General features: G+C 48.6%; 1 protein-coding gene and 1 pseudogene. Both read left to right on the top strand.

Going from position 1 to position 1165, the window contains the following annotated elements:
- A pseudogene (locus tag HMPREF9420_RS12770) lies at positions 1–255 on the top strand (IS21 family transposase); the annotation flags it as partial.
- A gap of 10 nt (positions 256–265) precedes the next feature.
- Complete coding sequence (istB, locus tag HMPREF9420_RS12765; RefSeq protein WP_007136156.1) at positions 266–1054, top strand: IS21-like element helper ATPase IstB; 789 nt, start codon at positions 266–268, stop codon at positions 1052–1054.
- The last annotated feature ends 111 nt before the right edge of the window (positions 1055–1165 follow it).

The following is a 1165-nucleotide window of genomic DNA, read 5'->3' as shown; positions in this document are numbered from 1 at the left end:
AGATCCTGTCGGGGCATACTGACGCTGGAGAAAAAATACGGCCGTGACCGTCTGGTCGCTGCCTGCGCCTGCGCGGAACAGAAGCTACAATACGGGTATCAGGCCTTACGAGAGGTGCTTGAACTGGGAGAAGACGCGGATTTCCTCCCTGATGAGGATGGGAAGATACAGCCTGACATGACATCCCCGATACCACTGACCCACAAGAATATACGTGGACGTGACTATTACAGAAAAGACAAACAGGAACAATAAAGCTAAAATTATGGAAATAAATAATAAGACAGCTCCCGTAACGGGACAACAGGACCAGAACACCATATCACTGGATTTGATGAGCCGTATGAAATTACACGGTATGGCGGAGGCTTTCAGGGAAAGCCTTGCCGGCACCACTCCACAGTCCATGACCGCGGACACCTTCCTTTCCATGCTTCTTGCACGTGAATGGGATTACCGTGCCCAGGCTGCCATAGTGCGGCTTACCAGGAATGCGGCGTTCCGATACAAGGCCTATCTCGAACAGATTGACTATGCCACAAACCGGGGCCTTGAGCGCAATCAGATGGAACGCCTCGCCACCCTTGACTTTGTACATAAGGGGCAGAACCTCTTCATTACCGGCTCTTCAGGTACGGGGAAAAGCTATATAGCATGTGCCCTTGGCCACGAGGCATGTAAAAGGGGATTCCGTACTTTCTATGCCAATGCACCCAAACTGCTTGGCGCACTGAAGGTTGCCAAAGTCAAAGGTACACTTGAAACTGAGCTCAAGAAGATTGAGCGTTGCCAGTTACTCATCCTTGATGACCTGTTCATTGTACCTCTTGATGCCAAGGAACGTCCTATCCTGCTCGAAATTATTGAGGACAGGCATGAAAGGAAATCCACTATCATAACCTCGCAGTACCCATCGTCCAACTGGTATGACATGGTTGGCGATCCGACAATAGCCGACGCCATCCTTGACCGAATTATTCATACGGCGCATACCATAGAATTATATGGCGAAAGCATGCGTAAGTTAAGGGCTAAGAAAAGCCAGAGTCTCTAAAAGGGTAAAATAAAATTGACCCCTACACCAGGACTTTACAAGGGGTAATAATATTGTGACCAAAGTGAGCAAATTCTATTTGCCCAAAGGGGTCAAAGTAGAGTGGCTTTT

This window comes from Segatella salivae DSM 15606 (assembly GCF_000185845.1).
Taxonomy (GTDB): Bacteria; Bacteroidota; Bacteroidia; order Bacteroidales; family Bacteroidaceae; genus Prevotella; species Prevotella salivae.
This window is presented reverse-complemented; position numbering and strand designations above follow the sequence as displayed.

Coding starts and splice junctions, on each gene's coding strand:
- istB (WP_007136156.1), top strand. CDS start 266: ATGGAAATAAATAATAAGACAGCTCCCGTAACGGGACAACAGGACCAG.